Annotated in this window: 23 protein-coding genes and 4 pseudogenes; 18 read left to right on the top strand and 9 right to left on the bottom strand. The window is 64.2% G+C overall.

Annotated features, from left to right (window positions below; genetic code table 11):
• Positions 1-78: 78 nt before the first annotated feature.
• Complete coding sequence (locus OKW37_RS23075; RefSeq protein WP_429403873.1) at positions 79-1,047, top strand: PDR/VanB family oxidoreductase; 969 nt, start codon at positions 79-81, stop codon at positions 1,045-1,047.
• Between the two features lie 15 nt (positions 1,048-1,062).
• On the opposite strand, the gene OKW37_RS23070 is transcribed toward OKW37_RS23075, so the two are convergent.
• Positions 1,063-1,983, bottom strand: a complete 921-nt coding sequence (locus tag OKW37_RS23070) for a LysR family transcriptional regulator (protein ID WP_184057656.1) — start codon at positions 1,981-1,983, stop codon at positions 1,063-1,065.
• Between the two features lie 174 nt (positions 1,984-2,157).
• On the opposite strand from OKW37_RS23070, the gene OKW37_RS23065 reads away from it, so the two are divergent.
• From OKW37_RS23065 to OKW37_RS23040, 6 genes are read left to right on the top strand one after another with little or no spacing between them, the layout of a single operon-like run.
• Positions 2,158-3,441, top strand: a complete 1,284-nt coding sequence (locus tag OKW37_RS23065) for an aromatic ring-hydroxylating oxygenase subunit alpha (protein WP_429404393.1) — start codon at positions 2,158-2,160, stop codon at positions 3,439-3,441.
• Positions 3,438-3,938 (top strand): aromatic-ring-hydroxylating dioxygenase subunit beta, encoded by a 501-nt coding sequence (locus OKW37_RS23060; protein ID WP_429333124.1) that lies wholly within the window; start codon positions 3,438-3,440, stop codon positions 3,936-3,938. Before OKW37_RS23065 ends, OKW37_RS23060 begins: the two co-directional genes overlap by 4 nt.
• 53 nt (positions 3,939-3,991) lie before the next feature.
• Positions 3,992-4,369 carry a hypothetical protein gene (locus OKW37_RS23055; protein ID WP_184073051.1) on the top strand — a complete coding sequence of 126 codons (378 nt, stop codon included), beginning with the start codon at positions 3,992-3,994 and terminating at the stop codon, positions 4,367-4,369.
• The gene (locus tag OKW37_RS23050) at positions 4,362-4,892 is read left to right on the top strand and encodes a nuclear transport factor 2 family protein (RefSeq protein ID WP_429403872.1); all 531 of its coding nucleotides are present in this window, start codon (positions 4,362-4,364) and stop codon (positions 4,890-4,892) included. Before OKW37_RS23055 ends, OKW37_RS23050 begins: the two co-directional genes overlap by 8 nt.
• Positions 4,889-6,031, top strand: coding sequence for an amidase (locus OKW37_RS23045; RefSeq protein ID WP_187612465.1), 1,143 nt, complete (start codon positions 4,889-4,891; stop codon positions 6,029-6,031). The genes OKW37_RS23050 and OKW37_RS23045 overlap by 4 nt, the downstream gene beginning before the upstream one ends.
• 22 nt (positions 6,032-6,053) lie before the next feature.
• A complete protein-coding gene (locus OKW37_RS23040) occupies positions 6,054-6,797 on the top strand; it encodes an SDR family NAD(P)-dependent oxidoreductase (protein WP_429403871.1) in 744 nt (247 codons plus the stop codon).
• A 28-nt stretch (positions 6,798-6,825) separates the two neighbouring features.
• Here the strand turns inward: OKW37_RS23040 and OKW37_RS23035 are convergent.
• Positions 6,826-7,153, bottom strand: a pseudogene (locus OKW37_RS23035) (response regulator transcription factor); the annotation flags it as partial.
• Between OKW37_RS23035 and OKW37_RS23030 the strand changes: the two are divergent.
• Positions 7,145-7,273, top strand: a pseudogene (locus OKW37_RS23030) (4-hydroxyphenylacetate 3-monooxygenase reductase subunit); the annotation flags it as partial. The pseudogenes OKW37_RS23035 and OKW37_RS23030 sit on opposite strands and share 9 nt — an antisense overlap.
• Before the next feature lie 119 nt (positions 7,274-7,392).
• Here OKW37_RS23030 and OKW37_RS23025 read toward each other — a convergent pair.
• The 3 genes from OKW37_RS23025 to OKW37_RS23015 form a co-directional block, all read right to left on the bottom strand.
• Positions 7,393-9,039, bottom strand: a complete 1,647-nt coding sequence (locus tag OKW37_RS23025) for an NRAMP family divalent metal transporter (protein ID WP_018424052.1) — start codon at positions 9,037-9,039, stop codon at positions 7,393-7,395.
• 46 nt (positions 9,040-9,085) lie between these two features.
• A complete protein-coding gene (locus OKW37_RS23020; protein ID WP_429403870.1) occupies positions 9,086-9,220 on the bottom strand; it encodes a hypothetical protein in 135 nt (44 codons plus the stop codon).
• Between the two features lie 745 nt (positions 9,221-9,965).
• Complete coding sequence (locus OKW37_RS23015) at positions 9,966-10,346, bottom strand: BON domain-containing protein (protein WP_429403869.1); 381 nt, start codon at positions 10,344-10,346, stop codon at positions 9,966-9,968.
• Positions 10,347-10,698: 352 nt separating this feature from the next.
• Between OKW37_RS23015 and OKW37_RS23010 the strand changes: the two genes are divergently transcribed.
• The gene (locus OKW37_RS23010; RefSeq protein ID WP_429403868.1) at positions 10,699-10,974 is read left to right on the top strand and encodes a hypothetical protein; all 276 of its coding nucleotides are present in this window, start codon (positions 10,699-10,701) and stop codon (positions 10,972-10,974) included.
• A 544-nt stretch (positions 10,975-11,518) separates the two neighbouring features.
• Here OKW37_RS23010 and OKW37_RS23005 read toward each other — a convergent pair.
• Together OKW37_RS23005 and OKW37_RS23000 are read right to left on the bottom strand one after the other, a co-directional pair.
• The gene (locus OKW37_RS23005; RefSeq protein ID WP_429403867.1) at positions 11,519-12,277 is read right to left on the bottom strand and encodes an SDR family oxidoreductase; all 759 of its coding nucleotides are present in this window, start codon (positions 12,275-12,277) and stop codon (positions 11,519-11,521) included.
• Between the two features lie 53 nt (positions 12,278-12,330).
• A complete protein-coding gene (locus OKW37_RS23000) occupies positions 12,331-13,293 on the bottom strand; it encodes a GlxA family transcriptional regulator (protein ID WP_429403866.1) in 963 nt (320 codons plus the stop codon).
• Positions 13,294-13,556: 263 nt separating this feature from the next.
• Here OKW37_RS23000 and OKW37_RS22995 point away from each other — a divergent pair, with 263 nt between their 5' ends.
• From OKW37_RS22995 to OKW37_RS22975, 5 genes and pseudogenes are all read left to right on the top strand, one after another.
• On the top strand, positions 13,557-14,198 hold the full coding sequence (locus OKW37_RS22995; protein ID WP_184057639.1) for an HD domain-containing protein: 642 nt from the start codon (positions 13,557-13,559) through the stop codon (positions 14,196-14,198).
• Between the two features lie 67 nt (positions 14,199-14,265).
• Positions 14,266-14,550, top strand: coding sequence for a YlcI/YnfO family protein (locus OKW37_RS22990; protein ID WP_429403865.1), 285 nt, complete (start codon positions 14,266-14,268; stop codon positions 14,548-14,550).
• Entirely contained in the window at positions 14,547-14,855 is a 309-nt protein-coding gene (locus tag OKW37_RS22985; RefSeq protein ID WP_184057637.1) for a type II toxin-antitoxin system RelE/ParE family toxin, read from the top strand. Before OKW37_RS22990 ends, OKW37_RS22985 begins: the two co-directional genes overlap by 4 nt.
• A gap of 21 nt (positions 14,856-14,876) precedes the next feature.
• Positions 14,877-15,797 (top strand): annotated as a pseudogene (locus OKW37_RS22980) (LysR family transcriptional regulator); the annotation flags it as partial.
• Positions 15,772-16,197, top strand: a pseudogene (locus OKW37_RS22975) (MFS transporter); the annotation flags it as partial. The pseudogenes OKW37_RS22980 and OKW37_RS22975, both read left to right, overlap by 26 nt.
• A 393-nt stretch (positions 16,198-16,590) precedes the next feature.
• Here the strand turns inward: OKW37_RS22975 and OKW37_RS22970 are convergent.
• Positions 16,591-17,322: a GntR family transcriptional regulator gene (locus OKW37_RS22970; RefSeq protein WP_429403864.1), complete on the bottom strand. Its 732-nt coding sequence runs from the start codon at positions 17,320-17,322 to the stop codon at positions 16,591-16,593.
• Positions 17,323-17,492: 170 nt separating this feature from the next.
• Between OKW37_RS22970 and OKW37_RS22965 the strand changes: the two genes are divergently transcribed.
• The 4 genes from OKW37_RS22965 (at position 17,493) to OKW37_RS22950 (ending at position 23,988) form a co-directional block, all read left to right on the top strand.
• On the top strand, positions 17,493-18,713 hold the full coding sequence (locus OKW37_RS22965; RefSeq protein ID WP_429403863.1) for a pyridoxal-phosphate-dependent aminotransferase family protein: 1,221 nt from the start codon (positions 17,493-17,495) through the stop codon (positions 18,711-18,713).
• 155 nt (positions 18,714-18,868) lie between these two features.
• Positions 18,869-20,155 carry an MFS transporter gene (locus OKW37_RS22960; RefSeq protein WP_429403862.1) on the top strand — a complete coding sequence of 429 codons (1,287 nt, stop codon included), beginning with the start codon at positions 18,869-18,871 and terminating at the stop codon, positions 20,153-20,155.
• Between the two features lie 3 nt (positions 20,156-20,158).
• A complete protein-coding gene (locus tag OKW37_RS22955; protein WP_429403861.1) occupies positions 20,159-20,908 on the top strand; it encodes a 2-keto-4-pentenoate hydratase in 750 nt (249 codons plus the stop codon).
• A 47-nt stretch (positions 20,909-20,955) separates the two neighbouring features.
• The gene (locus tag OKW37_RS22950) at positions 20,956-23,988 is read left to right on the top strand and encodes an FAD-binding and (Fe-S)-binding domain-containing protein (protein WP_429403860.1); all 3,033 of its coding nucleotides are present in this window, start codon (positions 20,956-20,958) and stop codon (positions 23,986-23,988) included.
• A 39-nt stretch (positions 23,989-24,027) separates the two neighbouring features.
• Here the strand turns inward: OKW37_RS22950 and OKW37_RS22945 are convergent, their stop codons facing one another.
• Positions 24,028-24,903: a helix-turn-helix domain-containing protein gene (locus OKW37_RS22945; RefSeq protein ID WP_429354167.1), complete on the bottom strand. Its 876-nt coding sequence runs from the start codon at positions 24,901-24,903 to the stop codon at positions 24,028-24,030.
• Between the last annotated feature and the right edge of the window lie 228 nt (positions 24,904-25,131).

Here is a 25,131-nt window from a genome sequence, read left to right as displayed (position 1 = left end):
TTTAATCTATTTTGCTTATCCGATGCGGGGCGCTAATCTCGGCATATCGTCCCCCCAGGAATACATCGGAAGGCAATCATGCAAGCGCAAACCCTGAAGGTTCGGGTCGATGCCTTGTGCGAAGAAGCGCACGGCGTCCGCTCGTTCAGCATTTCGCGGCTCGACGGGCTGCCGTTCGAGCGCTACGAACCCGGCGCACATATCGACGTCACGAGTCCTTCGGGCGTCACGCGGCAATACTCGTTGTGCGGCGACCCGGAGTGTATCGAGTCGCAGATTTTCGCGGTGAAGAAGGAGGAGCAATCGCGCGGCGGCTCGCGCTCGCTTCATGAAGAGGTGAGCGTCGGCACCGAACTGTCGGTCGGCGCGCCGCGCAACCTTTTTCGTCTCGAAGAAAGCGCGGACGAGCACATCCTGATCGGCGCGGGCATCGGCATTACGCCGTTGCTGTCGATGGCTTATCGGCTCGCCGCGCGGCACGCGCGCTTCACGCTGCACTATTTCGCCCGCAGCGAGGCGCACGCGGCCTTCATGACGCTGCTCACGCGCGAGCCGTTCGCACGGCACGTGAAGCTGCATTTCGGCGTGCAGCCCGAGGAGCTGAAACCCGCGCTCGATGCGTGCCTGCTCGATGCAGGCGCGAACGCGCATGTCTACACGTGCGGTCCCTCGCCGTTCATGGATTTTGTCGTAGCGAGCGCTCAGCAACGCTTGCCCGCGGAGGCGATCCATCTCGAACGTTTCAAGGCGGAGCCGGCGCCTGCGGCCGAAGCGTCGCTCGATAGCTTCGACGTGCAGCTCGCGAGCAGCGGTCAGACGGTGCGAGTCGATGCGAACACGTCGATCGTCGACGCGCTCGCGTCGATCGGTATCGAAGTGGACACGTCATGCGGCGAAGGCGTGTGCGGTACCTGCATGGTCGATGTGGTCAGCGGCGAGCCCGAGCATCGCGATCACTGCCTGAGCAAGGCCGAGCGCGCGAGCAATAGCGTGATCTGCTGCTGTGTGTCGCGCTCGCGCACTCCCGTGCTCGTGCTCGACCTCTGATTTGCCTCCGCGCAATCACATCTTCTCGAAGCCCGCGAGGATCTCGGTGATGAGGCCGCGCATCCACGCGATGCCTTCGTCTTCGTGGAAGTGCTCGTGCCAGTGCATCGTCACGGCGGCCTTCGGCAGCGGCACGGGCAGTGCATAGATCCGGAACGCGTCGCCGCGATTGAGGATATGCGCGAGCCGTTCGGGCAGCGTCGCGAACAGATCCGTCGCGGCCAGCACGCCAGGCACCGCGACGAAGTGCGGCAACGCGAACGCGATATTGCGGCCGACGCGTTGCGCGCGCAGCGCGTCGTCGAGCGCATGGTGGCTATGTTCGAGCGAGCGCACCTGGATGTGCGACGCGGCCAGAAACCGGTCGAGCTTCAGCGTGTCACCGCTCGGCAGGTCGCGGCGCTTGCGCGTCATGCACACATACGATTCCTCGAACAGAAGGCTATGCCGCGTGCGCGGCAGCAGCGACGGCAGATTGCCGATCGCGAAGTCCAACCGGCTCGAGCGCAGCGCCTCCTCGATCTCCTCCACCGGCAACGGCTCGACGACCAGCTTCACGCGCGGCGCGGACTTCTGCAGCGCCGCGCACAGGGCGGGCAGATAGGCCATTTCGCCCGCATCCGATAGCGACAGACGAAACGTGCGCGTGCTCGTCGCCGGATCGAAACGTTCCGCGTAACGCAGCGCCTGACGCACGGTGTCGAGCGCGTGGCCGACGATTTCCGCGAGCTCGAGCGCGACGGGGGTCGGCTGCATACCCGCGCGCGTGCGGATAAAGAGCGGATCGTCGAACATCGTGCGCAGACGGCCGAGCGAGTAGCTGACCGCGGGCTGCGACAGCGCGAGGCGTTCGCCCGCTTTCGTCAGGCTGCGCTCCTCGACGATCGCCTGAAACACTCTCAGCAGATTGAGATCGACGTGGTCGATGGAGGTCATGGCGTCTCTTGTGATATCAGCCGAACTTATTCGGCAACCTGTTTTTAATCGATTTGACGCATGATCGTCGCAAAGCGAGACTGATGTCAACGAGAGGATGCGCTGATGTGTTGCACGCGACTCGTCGCGTCGATGTGCGTCTTCATTCCAACCACGCAACTGCCCCCGCATACGATGAGTACGCCGATCTATCAAACCATCGACACCAGCGCTTTAGCCAGGCGCGCCGAGGCCGATCGCATCGCGCCTTCCCTCTACTACGATCCCGAGCTGTTCGAAGTCGAACTGGAGCGCATTTTCTACAAGACGTGGATCTGGGTCGCGCATGACAGCGAGCTGCCGAAGCCCGGCGATTTCATCACGACGACGATCGGCCGGCAGCCGGTGATCGTCGTGCGCGACAAGAGCGGCGCGGTCAACGTGCTGCAAAACCGCTGCCGGCATCGCGGCGCGACCGTGTGCGAAGCGCACAAGGGCAATGCGAAGGGCTTCACGTGCCCGTATCACAGCTGGTCTTATGCGCTCGACGGCACGCTGCGCGCTCTGCCGTACGGCGACGGTTACGAAGGCGTATGCGAAAAGGGCGAGCTGCCGCTGAAAAAGCTGCGCGTGGGCGTCTATCAGGGCCTCATTTTCGCGAGCTTCAACGAAACGATCGAACCGCTTGAAGACTTCCTCGGCGGCGCGAAGCCGTGGATCGACCTGTTCATGAAACAGGGCGCGGGCTATCCGATCAAGGCCAACGGCGAGCACAAGTTCAAGTTCAAGGGCAACTGGAAGATCCAGCTCGAGAACACGACGGACCTGTACCACTTCCCGGTCGTGCACAAGTCATGGATGAAGTCCATCGACGACGAAACCGCCGCCGCGATCACCAGCTTCATGACGAGCGACCAGGCGTTCTGCCGCTCGCTCGGCAACGGTCACAGCCTCGCGGTGCTGATGCCCGAGATCGTCGATCTGGACCGCGACGATGGCGCGCCGCTGCCCGAGCGCTTCAGCGAACTCGCCGCGCAACTCGCGCAAAAGCACCCGCCGGAAGAAGTTCGCCGCATCGTGCGCTCGCTGATGGGCGTCGGCTTCAACCTGAACCTGTTCCCGAATCTCGCGCTGTCGATGGCGTTCTTCCGTGTGCTGCGGCCGATTTCCGCCGAGGAAACGGAGATTCGCCACGTCGCGCTCGCGATGGACGGCGGTCCTGAAGAAGCGAACCGCGTGCGCCTGCGCATTCACGAGCACTTCCAGGGCCCCTTCGGCTTCGGCAGTCCCGACGACGCCGAAGCGTGGGAGCGCGTGCAGCGCGGCTCGCATGCGGGACCGGACGTACCGATCCTCGTCAATCGCGGTCTGAATCGCGAAACGACCGCCGCGAACGGCGAGAAAACCGCCCACGCAACCGATGAAACCGGCATGCGCGAAGCCTACAAGCAATGGCGCGCAATGATGGAGCAGGCATGATGGACGACAGAAACGCACTCTTTTCCCACCAGACCTTTGCGCGCGCGATCGAGTTCATCTGGCGCGAAGCCGAATTGCTCGATCGACGCGACTATCGCGAGTGGCTCGAGTTGTGGGACCCGGCGGGCCACTACGTGGTGCCGATCGATCCGAACACGACCGATTACGCGGCAACGCTGAACTACGCGTACGACGATCAGCACATGCGCGAGCTGCGCGTGCAGCGCATGACGTCGGGCTATTCGGCATCCGCGTCGGATGCCGCGCGCACGGTGCGCACGGTGTCGCGCTTCACGCTCGCGAGCGATAGCGCGGACATGGTCGAAGTGAAGTCGTCGCAGATCATCATCGCGTACAAGCGGGGCACGTCGACGATCTTCGCGGCCGATCTGACGCACAAGATCAGCATGGCGAGCGGCGAGCCGCGTCTCGTCGAGAAAGTAATTCGCCTGATCGATTCCACCGATGCGCTGAGCGCGATCGGCTTCCTGCTCTGACCGGTCATCATGCCGACACTCGAAGGCTATCAACCGAACCAAGGAACGTTCCCATGAGCGACAACCGAAACCTGCCTTTGCGTGTGCTGTTCTGCTGCGGCGTCTCGCAGAACTTCTTCGACTTGCCGCGCGAACAGATCGGCGAAGTGTGGCAAGCGTACGGCAAGATGCTGAACGCGATCGAAGCGATGGAAAACGTGCGCGTGCTGGGCGTGATGGACGACGATCGGCTCGTGGTCGGCAACGCCGATGGCGCGCCGTGGACGTTCTACATCATGGCCGACGTCGCCGACTTCGATACCGCGGTGGCCGTGTGCAATCTGTATCGGACGACGCCGGTCGGCGACTACAACCTGTGGCGCTACGGCAAGATCGAGGCGCGCGTGGGCCGTGCGCTGACGGTGCCGCCAGCGGTCGCCAACCATGCGTGACGCGATGACCGATCCGGCTATCGACGCGCTGCTCGCGCGCGTCAAAGCGCTAGAAGCACAGAACGCGGTGCGTAAGACGATCGCACGCTACATGGCGCTGTGCGATGTGCCCATGCGCGCGCTCGAAGGCGAGGCGCTCGCCGCGCTGTTCGCCGAAGACGCGATCTGGGAAGGCATCGGCCCGCAGTACGCGAACAAGTTCGGGCGTCTCGAAGGGCCGGCGCAGATCGTCGCGATGCTGCAGCGTTATCTGCCGCCCACGCCGCACTTCGCGACCAATGTCCACTTTCTGACTGCGGAGCACATCGAGGTGAACGGCGACACGGCGAAGGGTCGCTGGATCATGTTGCAGGCTTCGGGTTATGTCGATGCGAAAGCGGAACTGATCGCGGCGCGCCTCGAAGTCGACTTCGTGCCCGCCACTCACGATGCGAGCGCGACATGGCTGATCCGCCATTTCCGTACCGAGCGTCTTTTCGATGCACCGTGGCAAGTCAACCCGGCCCAGGGAGTTTCGGCATGAGCGCATTTCTGCAGACATTCGATCTGAGCGCGACGGACAGCGCCGACGCGCCGACGATCGCGATCAAGGACAGCATCGACGTCGCCGGCTACGCGACGACAGCGGCAAGCCGCGCGCTTGCCGACGCACCGCTTGCATCGGAGCACGCCGAAGTCGTGCGGCGTTTGCTCGACGCCGGCTGGCGCGTCACTGGCAAAACCAACATGCACGAACTCGCGTTCGGCATGACCGGCATCAACGACTTTTCCGGCACGCCGGTCAATCCGCAGGACGCGGCACGCATTCCGGGCGGATCGTCGAGCGGGTCCGCGTCGGCGGTCGGGCAGAAGTTTGTGGACGCCGCGCTCGGTACCGACACCGGTGGCTCGGTCCGCGGCCCGGCCGCATGCTGCGGCGTTATCGGCCTGAAGCCGACGTTCGGCCGCGTGTCGCGGCTCGGCGTGGCGCCGCGCGTCACGACACTCGACTGCGTTGGACCATTCACGCGCGAGACGGACACGCTGATTCGCGTGATGACGGCGATCGATCCTTCGTTTCGCGCTGACGATGCGCGTCGAGACGTTTCGCAGTTGCGCATCGGCATGGTCGCAGTCGACGCGGATGACGACATCGCCAAAGCAATCGCCGACGCGGTCGGAAAGTCCGAACTCGCCATGCAAGCGATCGAACTCGCGTCCCTGAAGGACGCATTCACGGCCGGCCTCGCGGTGATCAACGCGGAGACATCGCGCGCATTCGGCCATCTGGTGGCAAGCGGCAAGCTCGGCGCCGATATCGAAGCGCGCCTGCGCGCGGCCGCGGCCACGAGCGCCGCCGATCTCGACGCGGCGGAACGCGTGCGCCGCACCTTCACCGACGAAGTGGACCGCGCGCTCGACCGGGTCGACGTACTCGTGCTGCCGACGCTGCCCTCATTGCCGATCACGCTCGAAGCGGCACGCGCCGGCACGTCGGTGATCGGCATGTCGTCGTTGATCCGGCCGTTCAACCTGAGCGGGCATCCGGCGCTGAGCCTGCCCGTTCCGATCGAACGCTCGACGCTGAAGGCGGGCCTGCAAATCATCGGTCGCAAGAACGACGACGAAACGGTGTGCGCGGTCGCCGCGCACCTCGAAGCGCGCCTCGCGCAATCCGCCTGAACGCAATCAAGGAGTCAGCAAGATGTCGAACAGAATCGCGCTCGTGACGGGCGCCGCGCGCGGACTTGGCGCCGTTGTCGCGCGTCGTTTTCACGACGCAGGCTACAGGGTCGCGCTGGCCGATATCGCGATCGAACCCGCGCAAGCGCTCGCGCATGAACTCAGCAGCGACGGCTCGAGCGCCTGCGCAATCCGGCTCGACGTCACGCGCAAGGCGGACTTCGAGGCAGCGCGCGACGCGTTGCTCGAACGTTGGGGCGGCGTGGACGCGCTCGTCAACAATGCGGGCGCCTCGAAGGTCGTGCCCGTGATGGACATTACCGCCGAGCAGTTCGATCAGGTCATCAACGTGAATCTGCGCAGCGTGCTGTTCGGCTGCCAGGTATTCGGGCAGTACTTCGCGCAGCGCGGCGTGGGCCGCATCGTCAATATCGCGTCGCTGGCGGGGCAGAATGGCGGCTCGGCAACGGGCGCGCACTATGCGGCCGCGAAGGGCGGCGTGCTGACGCTGACCAAGGTCTTCGCGCGCGATCTCGCCGCGTGCGGTGTGACAGTCAACGCGATCTCGCCGGGGCCGCTCGATTTGCCGATCGTTCACGAGAGCGTGGCGGCGGACAAGCTGGCAAAAGTGATCGAAGCGATACCGGTCGGCAAGCTCGGGGCCGCGTCGTATGTTGCCGATGTCGCGGTGATGCTCGCTTCCGGTGATGCTTATTTCGCCAATGGCGCGTGCTGGGACGTCAACGGCGGCCTGTACATGCGCTGATGCGTCTGCAAGGGCCGAGGCGGCCGGGTCATTCCGGCCGCTCGTCCGGCGGGCTCCATACTTCGGGCACGCCGCGCACGAGGGTCGGAATCGACGAAGCGCCGAGCTTTTCCTTGATGCTCGCGCGATGCACGTCCACGGTTTTCACTGATCGACAGGTCCGCCGCAATGACCTTGCTCCGCTTCCCCTCGATCAAACCGTGCAGCACTTCCTTCTCGCACGACGTGAGCGAGTTGATCCGCTCACGCAGTTCGAGTTGGCGCATGTGTTTCGCGTGACGCTGGGACGCGAGTTTCATTGCGCGTTGAATGCGCTCGAGCATCTGCTGCGAGTTGTACGGCTTCTCGACGAAGTCGGCTCGCACTCGGTCATGTTCGTGAAGACCACGCAGATTCGCGTGCGCGCCGACGGCGACAGCCTGATTTACTTCGACCGGAATTTTCACCGGGTGCCGCGCGCGTGGAAGGGGCAATGAGTCATTTGAAGCGCTGCCGGCCAGCTCGGGCTCCGGCAGCGCTTACGTTGTCGCTCCGGACATGGCTCCCGTAAAACCTCACCATTGCCCGGACCTCCTGGAACTCCTCACCATTCGCACTACTTCAGCAACGCCATCTGCACGACCTTGACGATCACGAGCGCGATCGCGAGCAGCAGATAGCCGCGCAGCACGCCCATCCATACGCGTTTGGCGAGCGTCAGACGCGGCGGCGGCAGTTCGTCGAGCGGCGGCATGCGCCACGTGTTGCGCGCGTCCTTCGCATAGACCGGAGCCGGCTCGGCCGCGGACTCGCCGCGCAGCTTGCGCATCCCGAAGCTCGCCACATACCCGACGACCGCGAGCAACGTGCCGCCCGCCAGGACTTCGATGATCGTTTCCGCCGCGATGTCCGGATAGATCACCGACGCGGTCAGGATGATCGACAGCATCACGAGCACCCAGATCACCGCGCCGGTAAACAGATTGAGCTTCTTCGAATTGGCCCACGGACCGAGCACCGCGCGATCGTTGCACAGCAGCAGCAGGAACACGGTCGCGCTCGGCAGCAGTACCCCGGCGAGCGTCTGCACCGCTTCTGTCAACAGACCGAGCGGGCTGCCTGGAATCAGCACCAATGCCGCGGCGGCCGCGACGATCGCGAAGTACACGACGTAGAAGCCCTTCGCATCCGACACGCTACGGTGCAGCGAATGGCGGATCTTGAACACGTCGCCGATCGCATACGCGGTCGATAGCGACACAGCCGCCGCGCCGATCACGCACGCGTCGAACAGCGCGATCGCGAACAGCACGGCCGAGGTACGCCCCGCGTATCTCTCGAGACCGGCGATCACACCGCCCGCGTCCGTGAAGTTGCCGAACCCGGGCCGTCCGTCGAACAGCGCCGCGCTGAACGAGATCATCGCGACCGCGCCGATCAGTACGAACACGATGCCGATCCACAGGTCGGCTTTTTCGTAGTTCATGAAGCGCGGCGTGATGCGCTTGTCGACCACATAGCTCTGCTGGAAGAACAGCTGCCACGGAGCAACCGTCGTGCCGACGATGCCGATTACGAGCAGCATCACGTCGGACAGCTTCGAGTGCGCGGGCCAGTTCGGAATGAAGAAGTCGCGCGCGATCTGGCCGACCGGCGGATGAATCGACACGAGCACCGGCACGAGCAGCAGGCTCAACACGCACAGCGCGACCGCGAAACGCTCGAAGCGGCGGAAGTCGCCGGTGCTGACGGCGGCCATCGTCAGCGCCGCGGCGATACACACGCCCGCGATCTTCGAGACGCCGAAGAAGTCGAGCACGAACGTGATGCCGATGAATTCCGTCACGATGGTTAGCGCGTTCAGCAGGAACAGATCGACGACGCTGAACGCGCCCCAGAACTTGCCGAAGCGCTCGAAAATAAGCCGCGCGTGGCCCACGCCTGTGACCGCACCGAGCCGCAACACCATCTCCTGATTGACGAACAGCACCGGCACCAGCAACAGCATGGTCCACAGCAACGTAGTGCCGTAGTTCTGGCCGGCCTGCGTGTAGATGCCGAATGCGCCCGCGTCGTTGTCGCCGACCATCACGATCAGACCGGGGCCGAGGATCGCGAGCAGCGTGCGCAGGCGCGCCCACCAGCTCGTGCGTGGCGCGATGTCATGGTGAGCGATCGTGCCGAGCGCGCCCTTGATATCGCCTACGTGTGCCGAATCGAGCACGGCGCTGCGCGCGGAGGAAATGTTCGTCGGAGTAGACATGTCGTTCTCTCCTGGTTGTATTTGTCGAAGGTCGGATCGCGAAACGCTATGCCACGCGCGACATCACGCGACGGCAGAAGGCGATGAACGGATGCGGTGCGTGTAGCAAGAGCATGCCGTCGTAATGGGCACGCGATTCCTGCACACGCGGGAACTGCGAAAGAAGGAGGCCGAATTGCATGAGGGATCTCCGTGCGCCGGTTTCGACGCGCTGGTGGAAAGCCAGCAGACACGGAGGCCGCGTATGTCCGGGCGCGGCGGTGGAGGTCTACTCGCTTTCCTCAGTTGATAGAACGGGGAAGCGGCATAAGGGATAACTGTCACTGTCGGGCATGGCGGCTCCTTGTCGGTGTGTAGCGGGGACTGCGTTCGAGCGTCTGAAGCGTTCGCTACGCACGCTCGCTACGCATGTTCGCTACGCACGTTCGCTACGCATGTGTTTATCCACGCGTTCGCGCGCATTGCGTTGAACTGTTTGCGTTGACTGACAACGCGCGCGCAAACGCGACCGCAAGCGCAAGGCTCGCGATGCGACGCCGTATCGGCGCGGGAACGCGCGTGAACGCGGCGTTCCTGTCATGCGGATACGACGTTACTTTAGGTGCACGGGAAGAAACTGCGGCGCGCACCGTCTGCCAACTGGCAAGACGGCGGCTAATGAAGAGAGCGCGGACGTCCTGCCGGTCAGGCAGCGAATCTGTTCGAAAGTCGGCTACTGCAGGTGTCCAAGGCATGAGCCCCATTGGTGATGATTTTTGAATTCTAGGGTTCGCCTTCCGCCGAGGTCAACCTGTTTCTTAAACAGAGCAGAAAAAATGTGCGGCGCGCGACGGTGGGCACTTTGAATGACATGCGGGTCGAGGCCGATATGGGGGGAGGTCGAACAGGCGGCACCGATCCGTCCGGCCGATGCCACCACGCCGTGTTCACTGATTGGCGCGCCGTCGCTCGGTCAGCCGGTTATGCACGCTTCTGACGCCGCGAACCGATCGCGCGGCGTTGCCGGCTCGCGCGATTTGCGATTGCCGCGGCACGGTGCCGGTCAGCGTAACGATGCCGTGACGCGCTTCGACACGGATGTTCGCCGAATTGAGGTTCGTGGTGCGCGTGAAAGCGCGGCGGACGTCGCGGACGATTGCGCTGTCGGACCGGTTGTTGTTCCGGTTCGAAGCCGCCGGGACCGACTGGCTTTGCATCGACGCATCGTTCGGCATCTCGCGCGTCTGTGCGTTTGCATAGGTCGCGCAAGTCGCGATGGCCACCGCGAACATTGCACCGAGGATTCTGCTCGCGCCGTTTGTTTTCATTCTTCCTCCTTTGCCGGTTTGTCAGGAACTGCCGTTCGAGCCGCGTGCTGCCAGCGGGGAAGAGGCGGCGCAACGCACTACCGCCTCGCGACGAGTCATCGACCGTCGGCCCCGATTATATTCTGCGGCGCACGCGCCGATACTGATAGGTGAGAAGATTCGGGAGCCGCCGAGGTGAGAATATGCGCACCTGTACGCGCACTTCAAAATTGAGGGTGAGGGAATTCGGGAGTCGCCTGGACGGCGCTACAAATTGCGAATGGTTTCCTGAGAAACTAATATCGCATTCCCAACCTTGCTTCCTTTTCGTCAGGTTCGCCCACGTCGATGCAACGTTTCCGTCAGAGGCGTCATGCGGTCAGACCGTCTAGCCGGAAGCCGGCGAACGCGGCGCGCACAAGAGACAAAGGCGCTGCTCGAACGCAAGACGGTCGACGAAGACCGTCGCAATCATCTGATCGCGTTAAGCGATGCCGCAAAGACGCTCGTCCCCGAACTCGCGCAATTGGACGATCAGAACGACGACGAATTTTGCGGCCATCTGCCCGTGCAGGTTAGAACGGCGGTCGTCGACGCGATGAAGAACGTCGTCGCGGTGCATGGGCTGAAGAACGTGCCGATCGAATGAATGTGACGCGTGCATCGCGTCAAAGGTGAGGACTTTCGGGAGTCGCGCGCGGGCGGTTCTTTTGCAACTAACCGGCCGGGCCAGGAACGGCACAAACCGCGCGGCAAGAGGCTCGCGGGAATGCGCGCATTTATGCCTGTCAGCCATAGGTGAGGATATTCGGGAGCCGTCGATGCTGTATCGGGCGACGGCCCGTCGTGCCGACGTACAAAACGCGCTTCATGCAGTCGCCAATCATGGCATCCGTCGCGGTGACCGTGCGCCGGCTGTGTAACGTAAGTCGTTGAATGTCCAGGCGATCTGCCGCGTAAGCGGCCGGCATCGGCGAAGCGATCCGGCTGCGTTCGATCAAAGGTGAGGGATTTCGGGAGCGGTGTGTGAGCGCCGCAATGCGCTCGCTGAAATGCCTCCTCGAGTCCTCTTTTCACCTCAAAGGTGAGGCTTTTCGGGAGAAATGACGACGGTAGCAGGCGCCGATCCGCCACTGCTCCGTGCTTGAGGTGAGGATTTTCGGGAGCGCAAATACCCGACAGCAATAGCCCGTTCAGGCCGATTTCGCGATCTCGCGAATGTCCGCGACCGGCGTCTGCCCGAACGCATCGCTGAGCGCATAGTCGATCAGCTGCGCCGCGCATTGCTCGGGCGTCGACAGTTGGCCGTTGCGCTTCAGGTCGTCGAAGCGCTGGCGCATCGGGAACTGCTCTTCGCCGCTACCGCGAATTTGCGCCTGCATGTCCGTATCGATCACACCCGGCGCGAGGCTGCAGATGCGCAGCGCGCGATTCGCGTCGAGCGCGACGGCGCGCGCGTGATGATCGAGCGCGGCCTTGGTCGCGCAGTAGATGCTCCAGCCCGGATACGCGTTGCGCGCCGCGCCGCTCGAAATGTGCACGATGCGGCGGTCGGTTGCGTCGACGGCCGCGGCGGCGAGCGCGCTCGCGAGCATCAGCGGCGTCGCGACGTTCAGGCTCACCGCGTCCGCGACGCTCGCGGCGTCCTGTCCTTCGATGGGCCCGATCGGCTGCATCATGCCCGCGTTGTTGATCAGCAGCACCGTCTGCGCGCCGCGCACGAAGTTGCTCAGTGCGTCGGTGGCGATCCATTGCGCGACGCGTGCGGGCTCGGCCAGCGGCAGCTCGATCTCTTCGAGCCGCGCGGCAAAGCGCGCCTTCAGCGCGGCATGCCGCGAGCGCGACAGACCCAGCACCGCGACGTTGCGCGCGAGCAGTTGTTCGGCGAGCGCCGCGCCCAGGCCGCGCGTATGGCCGGTGACGATCGCGCGAATCGGAGAAGAGGAGGTCATGTCGTTCCTGGTGATCGTTGACGTGCAAAGTCGACGATTTTCTCACGCCGTATTCACACCGGGCGAAAGCGCTCGCGATACTGCATCGGCGTCACGCCAAGCCGCTTCGTAAACACGATGCGCATGCGGTCGGCGGTGCCGAAGCCGCAATCGTAGGCGATCGTCTTCAGCGCCGCGGCGCTGCTTTCGAGCAGCTTGCGTGCGGCATCCACGCGCGCGCGTTCGACGAATTCATGCGGCGTCACGCCGGTTTCGTGCACGAACACGCGCGCGAAGTTACGCGCGCTCATGCCCGCGACGTCGGCGAGCTGCTTGACGGTGAAGCTGTCATGGATACGCGCCATCACGTGCGCCTGCACTTTCGCGGCGGGCGAGGTGTCGTCGGCGGGCGCGGTCAGATAGGGGCTGAATTGCGACTGACCGCCTTGCCGCTGCGCGAACACGACGAGCCGCTTGGCGACCGCGAGCGCGGTATGCGGACCGTGATCCTCGGCCACCAGCGCGAGCGACAGATCGATGCCGGCCGTCACGCCCGCAGAGGTGACCAGCGGCCCGTCGCGCAGATAGATGCGATCGAAGTCGACCCGCGCGCGCGGAAACTGCGCGGCGAGTTGCGCGGCGTGCTGCCAGTGCGTCGTCACGTGGCGCCCATCGAGCAGGCCCGCGTGACCGAGCGCGAAAGCGCCGGTGCAGATCGAGCCGTAGCGGGCGCAACGTGTCGCGACGTTGGCGAGCCAGTCGAACAGGCGCGCGTCCGGCACTTCGTTGCGCGGTAGCGCGGGGCCGCCGGCGACGAGCGCGAGATCGAACGGTTCGCGCGACTGCTCGAAGGTCGCGTCCGCCACCAGCGTCATCCCGTTCGATGCGCGCAGCGGCGCCGGGTCCGCGGCCAGCAGCTTGACCTCGTAGTGCCGCGTGGGCGCGACGAAGCGGTTTGCTTCGGAGAACACGTCGACGGGACCGGCGACGTCGAGTGCCTGCACTCCTGGGAAGATCGCGATCGCGACGGTGGGCATCGGATGACTTCCTCTGATGGGGAAAGTGAAGGGCACGCCGCGGCAGTCAACGCTGTGCGTTTGGCAGTGTTCAACGGCTCGCGGCAATTGTTCGCGGCGCCGCGCTGGCCAATACTGGATCGGTCGGACGCGCGGTCTCACAGGCAGGCGACAGGCATTGACATCACGGCGCGGACCAGCATACCAAAACGCGCTCTGAAGCCGCGGCGCGCGTCCGGTGGATTACTTTCACATTCACGTTCGCATATGAAGGAGTACGCCGCATGACTACGACGATCGCAGGTATCCAGATTCCCGACAGCATGATGGCGCGTGAAGCCACCGAGCTCGTGCGCGACACCGAAACGGAGTTGCTGTATCACCACTCGCGGCGCGTGTTTCTGTTCGGCGCGCTGGCCGGGCAACGCAAGCAGCTGAAGTTCGACCCCGAACTGCTGTACATCGGCGCGATGTTTCACGACATGGGCCTCGTCGCGCCATACAGCAGCGAGCAGGAGCGCTTCGAAGTCGACGGCGCGAATGCCGCGCGTGAATTTCTGCGGCGGCATCGAATCGGCGAGGACCAGATCGAGCAGGTGTGGACCGCGATCGCGCTGCACACGACACCAGGCATTCCGCAGCATATGAAGCCGGTGATCGCGCTCGTCACGGCGGGTGTCGAAATGGACGTGCTCGGCCTCGCCTACGACGAATTCAGCGAACAGCAACGGGAGGAAGTCACGCATGCGCATCCGCGCGGCGCGCACTTCAAGGAAGGTATCATCGATGCGTTCGCGCACGGCACGATACACAAGCCGCACACGACGTTCGGCAACGTGAAGGCCGACGTGCTCGCGCTGAAAGACCCGCATTATCATCGCGAGAATTTCTGCACGATGATTCTGGGTTCGGCGTGGAAGTCGTGAAGGGCTGCTTGCGGCAGAAATGAGGTAGCGCGATAATGCATCGCTAATGCGATGCATGGAGAGAACGATGAAAAGCGCTACTTTCCCGTCGGTTCGGGTCAAGCCCGAGCTGCGGGCCGCGGCCGAGGACGTGCTGCAGGACGGCGAAAGCCTGTCCAGTTTCGTCGAGCAGGCGATCCGCGACAGCATCGCGCGGCGCCTGAATGTGCGTGAATTCGTCGTGCGAGGGCTCGAGTCGCGTGCTGAAGCGAAGCAAAGCGGCGACTACGTATCGGCCGACGACGTGCTCGCGGGTCTCGAAACGCGGCTCCGCGAAGCAAAAACGAAGGCCCGCGCGAAGAAGCACCGATGACGTATCAGGTTCGTTTCACACGCGCAGCGGCGGCGGACCTGCAGAGACTGTACGATTTCATCCTCGAGCGGGACGACGGGGATTTCCCGCTCGCCGAACGCGCGTTGCAAGCCATCCGCGATGGTATCGCCACGCTGCGCACATCGCCGTTCACTTGCCGAAAGGTTCAGCGCGATACGCCGTTTTTGCGCGAGCTGCTGATCCCATTCGGTCGCGCGGGCTACGTCGCGCTGTTCGAGATCGACGACAACCAAACCGTGACCGTGCTGGCGGTGCGCCATCAGCTAGAGGATGATTATCACTGACCGAACTTTCGTCGCCGCGCCATGGTCATCAAAAACCTTCTCCGTAAGCTCGACCTCACCACGCTGCAGCTCTTTCTCGCCGGCTTCGAAGAAGGTACGCTCACGCGTGCCGCCGAGCGCGAGGCGATCGCCGTGTCGGCCGCCAGCAAGCGGCCGGTCGAACTCGAACAGGCGGTCGGCGCGTCGTTATTCCAGCGCAACGCGCGCGGCATGACACTGACGCCGGCCGGCGAAACGCTGTTGCATCACGCGCGCCGGGTGCTGCGCGACATCGAGAGCATCGGCATCGAACTGGCCGGTCATGCTAGCGGCGTGTTCGGCTATGTGCGGATGATGGCGACCCTGTCGGCGATCGTCGAATTTCTGCCTGAAGATCTGCGCGCGTTCCAGTCGTTGCACGAGCGCGTGAAGGTCGATCTCGAGGAGCGGCCGAGCGGCGGCGTCGTCAAAGCCATCGACGAAAGCCTCGCCGATCTCGGCATCTGTTCCGGCGACGCCGATACGCGCGAGCTGCACGTCGAGCACTACCGACGCGATTCGCTCGTGATCGTGATGCGCGACGATCATCCGCTCGCGGCACGCACGAGCATCGCGTTCGCCGAAACGCTCGATGGCGATCACGTCGGCCTGCATTCGGCGAGCTCGATCAACGCGGGCACCCACCTCGCGGCGCGCCAGGCCGGCAAGCCGCTGCGCCTGCGCATCCACGTGCCGGGCTTCGATGCGGTGTGCCGGATGGTTCAGGCTGGCATGGGCGTCGGCGTGCTGCCGCAAAAGGTGTATCAACTGATGGGCCGCCCGCTCGGCCTCGTCGGCATGCCGCTCGACGACGATTGGGCCGAGCGCAGCCTCGTGCTCGTCGCGCGCGACGTCGATGCGTTGTCGCCGGTGAGCCGGCTGCTGTTCGATCATCTGCGCACGGTGCATGGTGGTGGTCGGGCGCCTGTCGGACGCGAGCGGCGAGCGGCGCAAGTTCGTGTTCGGGCTGCTGTTGATGTCGGCTCCCGGCTTCTTCGCCGCGGGATTCTTCGACAAGCAGACCACCTTGCTGGTGGTCGCGCTTGCCGTGATGGGCGCGGGCGTGGTCGCGTCGATCCCGGCATTCTGGGCGCTGCCGCTAAAGCTGCTGACGGGCGCGGGCGCCGCGGGCGGTATCGCGTTGATCAACACGCTCGGGCAACTCGGCGGGACCGTGAGCCCGGTGATGGTCGGACGTGTGAAGGATCTGACCGGCAGCACGACGCTGGCGCTGTATGTGATCGGCGCGATGAGCGTGGTGTGCGCGCTGATCGTGCTGTATGGGTTGCCGGAGTCGTTGCGCAGTCGTGAAACGACGCAGTGAAATCGAGGGTGGAGGGCGCGGCCGTTGGCTTGCATCGCGTGAGGTGCCGCGCCGCTGCCCGCTCCAGCATCCGCGCACGATAGGCCTGCCGTATCAAACACTTGGCAGGCCTGTGCGCAGGTTGTCCACAAGCTTGTTCCCAAATTATGTGGACAACTGGACTTCGAGGTCGGCGCGAGTGAAACGGCATCCTTGCGAAGCCCACTCGCCAGTATCACGGACTCCATAGCGACGCTCACTGCCTACGCGTGCACCGCGCGCGGATAGTTCTCATGCTTCAAGCACTTAAGCTCGCTGTGCGAAGGTTGTCCACAGGCTTGCCAACAATTTAGGTGGACAAGTTTTGTTGCCGATGGAGTGGCGAGGAGCGGGATTCGGCATCAGTTGTCCGCATCACGCCTTCAACCCGGAGGCCGAAGCGACCACCTCCTCCTGCACCTGCACCTGCAAAACCGCATCCCGCTTATCGAGCAGATGCTGCCGCAAAATCGCGCTGAGCTTCTTGCCGTCGCGAGCCTCGAGCGCCTTCAGCATTTCATCGTGATCGTGAATCGCGCGGTCCCACTTCGGCGTCTGATAGTTCGAGCGAAAGCGCAGCGCCTGCAGCCGCCGGTTGACCGACACATACGTCTGCCGCAGCGCCGAATTTCTCGCCGCTTCGTTGATCTTGTCGTGGATCGCCTGGTTGCGACTGTAGTAGCCCGGCAGATCGTTCTGCGCACGGCACGCCAGCATCGCGTAATGCAGCGCCTTGATCTCTGCGAGTTCGGCCGCCGTGATGCGCTCGGCCGCGAGTTCACCGGAAAACGCTTCGAGGCCGCTCATTAGCTCGAAGGTCTCACGCACCTCCGCTTCCGACATCTTCGATACCGACGCGCCCCGGTTCGGCGAAATCTCGATCAGACCTTCGGAAGCCAGCACCTTCAGCGCCTCGCGCAGCGGCGTGCGCGAAATGCCGAGCGTTTCGCACAACTCCCGCTCGTTCAGTTTCTTGCCGGGCTCCAGCGCTCCCTCGACGATAAAGCGGCGGATGTGCTCCACCACCGTGTCGTGCAGGCGCTGACGCTCGACCTTCGGCATCAGCGGGGCAGCGGTCAGACCCGCGTCGAGATCCGAATTTTGCATACAAAAATCCTCAGCTTCACATGGATTGGATTTTATCGGAACCATATCGATTAGTTAATCCATGCGCACACGCGGGTAAACACGGGCCTTAGAGGCCAATTTTCGTCTTGGGAGCGTCACGGTTCATCTGATATAGTTTTTTGCATGCAAAATTCAATTGGAGGACTCTGATGCTGAAGCTAGATTTTCATCCCGCTGGCCGTCACTTCCTGCAGATTCCGGGGCCGAGTCCGGTGCCGGATCGCATCCTTCGCGCGATGAGCTATCCGACCATCGACCATCGCGGACCCGAATTCGGCGAGCTGGGTCTCAAGGTGCTCGACGGCATCAAGAAGATCTTCAAGACGCAGCAGCCGGTCGTCATCTATCCGGCGTCCGGCACGGGCGCATGGGAAGCCGCATTGTCGAATACGCTGAGCCCCGGCGATCACGTGCTGATGTTCGAGACCGGCCACTTCGCGACGTTGTGGAAAAAAATGGCCGAGCAGCTCGGCCTGAAGCCCGAATTCCTGGGGCTGCCAGGCATCGAAGGCTGGCGGCGCGGCGTGCAGCCGCAGATGATCGAAGAGCGTCTGCGCGCCGACACGCAGCATGCGATCAAGGCGGTCTGCGTGGTGCACAACGAAACCTCGACCGGCGTCACGTCCGACATCGCCGCCGTGCGTCGCGCGATCGACGCCGCGGACCATCCGGCGCTGCTGCTCGTCGACACGATCTCCGGTCTCGCGTGCGCTGATTATCGTCATGACGAATGGGGTGTCGACGTGACCGTGTCGGGCTCGCAAAAGGGCTTGATGCTGCCGCCGGGCATCAGCTTCAACGCGATCTCGCCGAAGGCGATGGCCGCCAGCCAGCACGCGAAGCTGCCGCGCAGCTTCTGGGACTGGGCGGAAATCGTCGACATGAACAAATCCGGCTACTGGCCGTACACGCCGAACACGAACCTGCTGTACGGGCTGCATGAAGCGATCGAAATGATTCTCGGCGAAGGGCTGGACAACGTGTTCGCGCGTCACGAGCGGCTTGCCGAAGCGACGCGCCGCGCGGTGCGCGCGTGGGGGCTCGAAATCCAGTGCGCCGATCCCGCCGTCTATAGCCCGGTGCTGACGGGCGTGATGACGCCCGACGGTGTCGATGCCGATGCGGTGCGCAAGCTGATCTACGAACGCTTCGACATGTCGCTCGGCACGGGCCTCGGCAAGATGAAAGGCCGCATGTTCCGCATCGGCCATCTTGGCGATTGCAACGATCTGATGCTGCTCGCGACACTGGCTGGCTGCGAAATGGGTCTGCGGCTTGCTGGCGTGCCGCTCAAGGAAAGCGGCATGCCGGCCGCGATGGAGTGGCTGAGCCAGGCACCGAAGACGTCGGGATTGAAGGCCGCGGCCTGATTGTCGGGCGCAGGGAGCGCTTCCCTCATCGAGCCGCGCGCAGAACGCGGCCAGAACAACATGCAATGCGTCCATAGCGGCTCTCGCGGCCGACGGGCGACGGACGCAGCGCGCCACTTCAGGCGCGCCGTCGACACATGCCATGGAGAGAGACGATGAAGCGGTTTCGTTTGACCAGTGCGACCAGTATCGTTCTAGTGATGCTCTGCATCATGTACTTCATCACGTACCTCGATCGCGTGAACGTCAGCACCGCGGCGGCGGGTTTCGGCAAGGAATTCAATCTCACGCATACGCAGGTCGGGCTCGTGTTCTCGGCCTTCGCGTATCCGTATCTGCTGTTTCAGGTGATCGGCGGCTGGGTCAGCGATCGCTTCGGCGCGCGACGCACGCTGCTGTTCTGCGGCGCCATCTGGGGTCTCGCGACGGTGCTCACGGGCTTCGCGGGCGGGCTCGCTTCGTTGCTCGCCGCGCGGCTCGTGCTCGGTTTCGGCGAAGGCGCGACGTTCCCGGCCGCAACGTCCGCGATGTCGCGCTGGGTCGCGAAAGAAAAGCGCGGCTTCGCGCAGGGCATCACGCACGCGGCGTCGCGAGTCGGCAACGCGGTCGCGCCGGCGCTCATCGTGATCGTGATGACCAACTGGGGCTGGCGCGAATCGTTCTTTATCTGCGGCGCGCTGAGTCTGGTGTGGGTGGTCACGTGGGCGGTCACGTTCACCGAGCATCCGAAAGATCATCCGCGCATCACGGCCGAGGAACTCGCGGTGCTGCCCACGCCGAAGCCGAAAGTCTCCGGCCTGCCGTGGGGCAAGCTGTTTCGCCGCATGACGCCGGTCACGATCGTCTACTTCTGCTACGGCTGGACGCTGTGGCTGTTCCTGAGCTGGATTCCGCTGTACTTCCTGCATAACCACAATCTGCAATTGAAGAAGTCGGCGATCTTCGCGTCGGTCGTGTTCTTCGCGGGCGTGATCGGCGACACGCTCGGCGGCATCGTCACCGATGCGATCTTCAAGCGCACCGGCAGCCTCAAACGCGCGCGCAGCTGGATGGTGTCGGTGTGCATGTTGTTCTGCCTGCTGTCGCTGATTCCTCTGATGTTCACGCATGACCTGACGCTGTCGATTGCCTGTCTCGCGTCGGGCTTCTTCTTCGCCGAGATGACGATCGGCCCGATGTGGGCGATCCCGATGGATATCGCGCCGGAATTCTCCGGCACCGCGAGCGGCATGATGAACACGGGCTCGGCGCTCGCCGCGATCATCTCGCCGGTGATGGGCGGCTTTCTGATCGACCGCTTTGGCAACTGGGATCTGCCGTTCGTGGGCAGCATGTTGCTGATGGGCATCGGCGTCGTGCTCGCGTTCCGCATGCAGCCCGAGAGCCGCTTCGAAGTTGGCGCGTCGGAGAAGGCGCACGTTTCCACCCGGATGGGCGTGTAAAACATGACTTCATCATTGAGTCAGCTGCTTGCCGATGCGCGTCGCAGTCGTACGGTGCTCGATACGTTGCCGCCGGAGCTGCTTCCTTCCGATGCCGACGCGGCCTACGCAATCCAGCACGAAATCTTGAGCGCATGCGGCGCGCGAATCGGCGGCTGGAAGATCGGCGCGAAATCGGCGAGCGGACCGATTCAGGGCGCGCCATTGCCCGACACCGATCTGCACGCCGACGGCGCGCGTCTGTCGCGCGAAGGCTTCGCGCCGCTCGGGCTCGAACTCGAAGTCGCGTTCCGCTTCGGCCGGCGTTTCGAGCCGTCCACGAAACCGTACCGCGAGGACGAAGTGCTCGGGGGCATCGGCTCGATCGGCGCGACCATCGAGATCGTCGCGAGCCGCCATGCCGCGTGGCCCGCCATCGACAAACTCGCGCAGCTTGCGGACCTGCAAAATCACGGCGCGCTGATCGTCGGTGAATTCACACGGTATCGCGAGGATTTTCCGTTCGTCGCGCCGTCGCTGCGCTTCGCGTTCAACGGAGGCAATGTCGTCGAAACGACGCCCGCGAATCCGGCCGGCGATCCGCGGCGGCTATTGACGTGGCTCGTCAATCACGCGAGTTCGCGCGGCATTGCGGTGACGCCGGAGATGGTGATCACCGCCGGTTCGTACACCGGCATGTTCTTTCCGCGCGAGGCGGGCGACGTAAGCGGGCATATCGAAGGACTCGCGCCGGTGCATCTGACGCTGTACTAGGTAATTCGAGCTGCGTGGTTCAGGCGCGCTCCTCACAGGCCGACGAAATGACGAATCCCACTGCGAGCTTGCTCGTCAAGCCGATCCATCTGGTCCCCTCCGCCGCGCGCGCAACGAGTCCGCTCGCGCAGCATCTGCGCAAAGCGCTGCGCGGCGACGTGCTGTTCGATCTTGCCAGCCGCGGCCGCTACGCGACCGATGCGTCGATCTATCAGATCACGCCGGTCGGCGTCGTGGTGCCGCGCGATCAGGACGATCTGCGCATCGCGCTCGAGATCGCGCGCAGCGAGAAAGTACCGCTGCTCGCGCGCGGCGCGGGCACGAGCCAGTGTGGGCAGACGGTCGGCGAAGCGCTGGTGGTCGATACGAGCAAGTGGCTCAACAACATCGTCGCGTTCGATGCCGACGCGCGCACCGTGACGGTCGAGCCCGGCGTCGTGCTCGATCATCTGAACGCGTGGCTGAAGCCGCATGGACTGTGGTTCCCGGTCGATGTATCGACGGCTGCCCAGTGCACGATCGGCGGCATGGCCGGCAACAACTCGTGCGGCTCGCGCTCGATCGAGTACGGCAACATGGTGCACAACGTCGAGGCGATCGACGCGATTCTCGCCGACGGCAGCGAAGCGCGCTTCGCGTCGCTGGGCGAGCCGCCGCAAGGTGAGCGCTTGCAGCAGATCGTCGCGGGCGTCACGCGGATCGCGCAGCGCGAGCGTGACGAAATCATCGCGCGCGTGCCGAAGGTGCTGCGCCGCGTCGCGGGCTACAACATCGATCTGTTCGATTGCCAGAATCCGCGCGCCTATACCGATGACGGCAGCGCGAACCTCGCGCATCTGCTGGTCGGCTCGGAAGGCACGCTCGCATTCAGCCGGCAGATCACGTTGAAGCTCGCGCCGCTGCCCGCGCACAAGGCGCTTGGCGTGGTCAACTTTCCGACCTTCAGGCAGTCGATGGCGCTCACGCAGCACATCGTCAAGCTGAAGCCGGTCGCTGTCGAACTCGTCGATCGCACGATGATCGATCTCGCGTTGAGCAATCCCGCGTTTCGGCCGGTGATCGGGAAGGCGCTGGTCGGCGAGCCGCAGGCGATTCTGCTCGTCGAATTCGCGGGCGAGGATCGCGACGCGCAGCTCGCGTCGCTGAAGCAGCTCACGGAGTTGATGGGCGAGTTGGGCCTGCCCGATGCGGTCGTCGAGATGCCGGACGCAAATGCGCAAAAAGCGCTGTGGGAAGTGCGCAAGGCTGGTCTCAACATCATGATGAGCATGAAGGGCGACGGCAAGCCGGTGTCCTTCATCGAAGATTGCGCGGTGCCGCTCGAACATCTGGCCGACTACACGAGCCGGCTGACCGACGTGTTTCATCGCCACGGCACCGAAGGCACGTGGTACGCGCATGCGAGCGTCGGTACGCTGCACGTGCGGCCGATTCTCGACATGCGCCGCGACGGCGCGACGAAGATGCGCGCGATCGCCGAGGAAGCGGCCGCGCTCGTGCGTGAGTACAAGGGCGCGTATTCCGGCGAGCATGGCGATGGGCTATGCCGTGGCGAATGGGTTGCGTGGCAATACGGGCCGCGGCTCAACCAGGCGTTCAGCGAGATCAAGGCGTTGTTCGATCCGGACAACCGCTTCAATCCCGACAGGATCGTGCGTCCGCCGAAGATGGACGACGCGCGCAATTTCCGCTTTGCGCCGGGCTATCGCGAACAGCGCATCGAAACGGCGCTCGACTGGTCGACGTGGAACGTGAAGCGCGACCCGCTGACGGGAGAAGAAAGCGCGCCCGGCAGCGGCGACGATCTGAGCGGCGGCCTCGCGAAAGCGGTCGAGATGTGCAACAACAACGGCCACTGTCGCAAGTTCGACGCGGGCACGATGTGCCCGAGCTATCGCGTGACGAAGGACGAGCAACATTTGACGCGCGGGCGGGCCAACACGTTGCGGCTCGCGATTTCGGGGCAGCTCGGCGAAAGCGGGCTCGCGAGCGATGACGTGAAGGAAACGCTCGACCTGTGCGTATCGTGCAAGGGCTGCAAGCGCGATTGCCCGACCGGCATCGATATGGCGAAGTTCAAGATCGAGGCGCGGGCGGCGCGTGTCAAGACGCATGGGGTGCGGCTGCGCGACAGGCTCGTCGCGTTCATGCCGCGCTATGCGGGCGCGGCGAGCCGCATGCCGAGGCTGCTGGCGCTCGCGGACAACGTGCCGGTGCTGTCGACGTGGTTCAAGCGCTCGGTCGGCTTCGCGACCGAGCGGAGTTTGCCGCGGTTCAAGAAGGCGTTTCTGGCCGATGCGGTGTCCGCGAAGCCTGCACGCAACGCCGCGCAGGCGTGCGCGCTGAAAGAAGTCCTGCTGTTCGTCGATACTTTCAACAATCACCTCGAGCCCGACAACGCGCGCGCCGCGCAACAGGTGCTCGAAGCGGCGGGCTACACGGTCCACTTCAATGCACGCCCGGGAGAGCGTCCCGTGTGTTGCGGCCGCACGTTTCTGGCGGCGGGTCTCGTCGACGAAGCGAAAGAGGAAGCGCGGCGCATGCTCGAGCTGTTCAGGCCGTTCGTCGAACGTGGCGTGCCGGTGGTGGGGTTGGAGCCATCGTGTCTGCTGTCGTTGCGCGATGAATTCCTGCAGTACGGTTTCGGCGAAGAGGCGCAGCGCCTCGCGCAGCACGCGTTTCTATTCGAGGAATTCCTCGTGCGCGAAGAAAAGGCCGGACGATTGCAGCTCGAATTGAAGCCGCTGCCGATGCAGCAGGCACTCGTGCACGGCCACTGCCATCAGAAGGCGTTCGACGCATTCACGCCGGTGCAGACCGTGCTGGAGTGGATTCCCGAATTGAAGGTATCGACGGTCGAATCGTCGTGCTGCGGCATGGCCGGCAGCTTCGGCTATGAAGCGGAGCACTACGCGAGCTCGCAGGCGATGGCCGAGCTGTCGCTGCTACCCGCGGTGCGCAAGCTGGACGCGGCCACGGTGATGGTCGCCGACGGCACTAGCTGCCGGCATCAGATTCACGACGGCGCGGGCGTCGACGCGATCCACGTCGCGCGCGTGCTGGCGATGGCGCTGCGATGACACGGAGCTAACCGCAAAAGCGAAACTCAAACGCGAATCTCAAACACCGATAGCCTGCCGGAACCCACTCGGCGTCACCCCGACAGCCTCGCGAAACCGGTGACTAAAGTGACTCGCGTTTGCATAGCCACACTGCCCGGCGATCTGCGTGAGCGGCAACGTCGTCGTGCGCAGCAGCGTGCGCGCGCGATCGAGCCGCTGCCGCGCGATCCAGGCGGCGGGCGGCAACCCGAACGACTCGCGAAACATCCGCGCAAGATGAAACTCCGACAGCGCCGCGACACCCGACAGCTCCCCAAGCGTCAACGGCTGCGCAAGATGAATGTCGATATAGTCGCGCAGGCGGCGCCGCGTCGCGGCCGACAGCCCGCCTTTCAGCGCCACGTTCGCGCGCCGTACGCCCTGGCCGCGCAATAGCAGGCTCAGCACTTCGTGCGCGGTCTCGTTGGTGCGCAGCAGACCGTCGGGACTTTTCCACTCCTCGTTGACGAGCGACTGACACAGACTCGCAATGCGCGGGTCCTCGAAATAGGTGCGATCGGCGAGCGTCAGTTCGCGCGGTTCGCGGTCGAGCTCCTGCACCGCGCGTCGCGTGAAGTGCTCGGGCAGGAAGTACAGATGCATGAAATGCATGTGGCCGCGCACCCACCAGCGCGATTCGTGATCGCCGGGCAGTGCGCACAGCCGCGACGGCGCGCCGTAGTGGCCCGGCATTTTCTGGCGCTCGGTGCGATAGCCGCCGTCCAGATAGCACGACAGCGTGTGATGGCCGGGCCGTTCGTAGACGGTCTCGTCCTCCTTCGTGTCGCGGGTCCATAGCGCGATCGCGAGTCCGTCGCCGAGCCACGCGAAGCGGTCCAGATGCGCGTTCGCACTGGCGAGCGTGTGACAGACCGACTGCAGGCCAAAAGGCATGCCGGCGGTGGATATCACGGGGACGGACGGGGTGGGGTTCACGGCGGCGCGCGGAGGTTTTCCGGTGTACGGTGGTGGTTGAGCGGCCAGTATACGGCGCGTCCCGTCAGCCCGCGCATCGGCGCGAAAAAGTGCGCAATTTTGGACAATTGCGGGCGGCGGCGCGGTTCCATAGTCGGGCTTTCTTCCATGCTGCGCGTCATCGCAGTCCGTCATTGCAGTCTGAGG

The organism is Paraburkholderia sp. MM5482-R2 (assembly GCF_050436125.1).
GTDB classification, from domain to species: Bacteria; Pseudomonadota; Gammaproteobacteria; order Burkholderiales; family Burkholderiaceae; genus Paraburkholderia; species Paraburkholderia tuberum.
Note: the sequence above shows the minus strand (reverse complement) of the source record. Positions and strands in the feature narration are given on the sequence as shown.

Excerpts from the sequence above, each read along its gene's own strand:
- OKW37_RS22995 (WP_184057639.1), top strand. The coding sequence starts at position 13,557 with ATGACTACGACGATCGCAGGTATCCAGATTCCCGACAGCATGATGGCG.
- OKW37_RS23015 (WP_429403869.1), bottom strand. The coding sequence starts at position 10,346 with ATGAAAACAAACGGCGCGAGCAGAATCCTCGGTGCAATGTTCGCGGTG.
- OKW37_RS22960 (WP_429403862.1), top strand. The coding sequence starts at position 18,869 with ATGAAGCGGTTTCGTTTGACCAGTGCGACCAGTATCGTTCTAGTGATG.
- OKW37_RS23020 (WP_429403870.1), bottom strand. The coding sequence starts at position 9,220 with ATGCAATTCGGCCTCCTTCTTTCGCAGTTCCCGCGTGTGCAGGAATCG.
- OKW37_RS22990 (WP_429403865.1), top strand. The coding sequence starts at position 14,266 with ATGAAAAGCGCTACTTTCCCGTCGGTTCGGGTCAAGCCCGAGCTGCGG.
- OKW37_RS22950 (WP_429403860.1), top strand. The coding sequence starts at position 20,956 with ATGACGAATCCCACTGCGAGCTTGCTCGTCAAGCCGATCCATCTGGTC.
- OKW37_RS22970 (WP_429403864.1), bottom strand. The coding sequence starts at position 17,322 with ATGCAAAATTCGGATCTCGACGCGGGTCTGACCGCTGCCCCGCTGATG.
- OKW37_RS23060 (WP_429333124.1), top strand. The coding sequence starts at position 3,438 with ATGATGGACGACAGAAACGCACTCTTTTCCCACCAGACCTTTGCGCGC.
- OKW37_RS22985 (WP_184057637.1), top strand. The coding sequence starts at position 14,547 with ATGACGTATCAGGTTCGTTTCACACGCGCAGCGGCGGCGGACCTGCAG.
- OKW37_RS22945 (WP_429354167.1), bottom strand. The coding sequence starts at position 24,903 with ATGCCTTTTGGCCTGCAGTCGGTCTGTCACACGCTCGCCAGTGCGAAC.
- OKW37_RS23025 (WP_018424052.1), bottom strand. The coding sequence starts at position 9,039 with ATGTCTACTCCGACGAACATTTCCTCCGCGCGCAGCGCCGTGCTCGAT.
- OKW37_RS23045 (WP_187612465.1), top strand. The coding sequence starts at position 4,889 with ATGAGCGCATTTCTGCAGACATTCGATCTGAGCGCGACGGACAGCGCC.
- OKW37_RS23070 (WP_184057656.1), bottom strand. The coding sequence starts at position 1,983 with ATGACCTCCATCGACCACGTCGATCTCAATCTGCTGAGAGTGTTTCAG.
- OKW37_RS23010 (WP_429403868.1), top strand. The coding sequence starts at position 10,699 with ATGCGGTCAGACCGTCTAGCCGGAAGCCGGCGAACGCGGCGCGCACAA.
- OKW37_RS23050 (WP_429403872.1), top strand. The coding sequence starts at position 4,362 with ATGCGTGACGCGATGACCGATCCGGCTATCGACGCGCTGCTCGCGCGC.
- OKW37_RS23065 (WP_429404393.1), top strand. The coding sequence starts at position 2,158 with ATGAGTACGCCGATCTATCAAACCATCGACACCAGCGCTTTAGCCAGG.
- OKW37_RS23055 (WP_184073051.1), top strand. The coding sequence starts at position 3,992 with ATGAGCGACAACCGAAACCTGCCTTTGCGTGTGCTGTTCTGCTGCGGC.
- OKW37_RS23000 (WP_429403866.1), bottom strand. The coding sequence starts at position 13,293 with ATGCCCACCGTCGCGATCGCGATCTTCCCAGGAGTGCAGGCACTCGAC.
- OKW37_RS22965 (WP_429403863.1), top strand. The coding sequence starts at position 17,493 with ATGCTGAAGCTAGATTTTCATCCCGCTGGCCGTCACTTCCTGCAGATT.
- OKW37_RS23040 (WP_429403871.1), top strand. The coding sequence starts at position 6,054 with ATGTCGAACAGAATCGCGCTCGTGACGGGCGCCGCGCGCGGACTTGGC.
- OKW37_RS23075 (WP_429403873.1), top strand. The coding sequence starts at position 79 with ATGCAAGCGCAAACCCTGAAGGTTCGGGTCGATGCCTTGTGCGAAGAA.
- OKW37_RS23005 (WP_429403867.1), bottom strand. The coding sequence starts at position 12,277 with ATGACCTCCTCTTCTCCGATTCGCGCGATCGTCACCGGCCATACGCGC.
- OKW37_RS22955 (WP_429403861.1), top strand. The coding sequence starts at position 20,159 with ATGACTTCATCATTGAGTCAGCTGCTTGCCGATGCGCGTCGCAGTCGT.